The following is a 342-nucleotide window of genomic DNA, read 5'->3' as shown; positions in this document are numbered from 1 at the left end:
AGAACGGTTCAGCTATCCCCTGAAGACGAATGTGGACGACCGCGGCAGTTTTACAGAGATTATCCGTACTTCCGACCGCGGGCAGTTCTCGGTGAACATCTCCAAGCCGGGCGTTACGAAAGGCCAGCACTGGCACCATACCAAGAACGAGAAGTTTGTGGTGGTGAGCGGCCACGGTCTGATACAGCTCCGCAAGATAGGTACGGAGGAGGTTGTCAGCTTCGAGGTAAGCGGCGGGAGGATGGAGGTCGTGGAGATGATTCCCGGCTATACGCACAACATTGTCAACCTTTCGGAAACGGAAGACCTGGTGACCTTCATGTGGTGCAACGAGTGTTTCGA

At 55.0% G+C, this 342-nt stretch carries 1 pseudogene; it reads left to right on the top strand.

Annotation, left to right across the window (positions count from 1 at the left end):
* A pseudogene (locus DWY57_RS21485) lies at window positions 1–342 on the top strand (capsular polysaccharide biosynthesis protein CapF); the annotation flags it as partial.

Origin of the sequence: Bacteroides sp. AF25-5LB (assembly GCF_003602965.1) — a bacterium.
GTDB lineage: Bacteria > Bacteroidota > Bacteroidia > Bacteroidales > Bacteroidaceae > Bacteroides > Bacteroides uniformis.
Note: the sequence above shows the minus strand (reverse complement) of the source record. Positions and strands in the feature narration are given on the sequence as shown.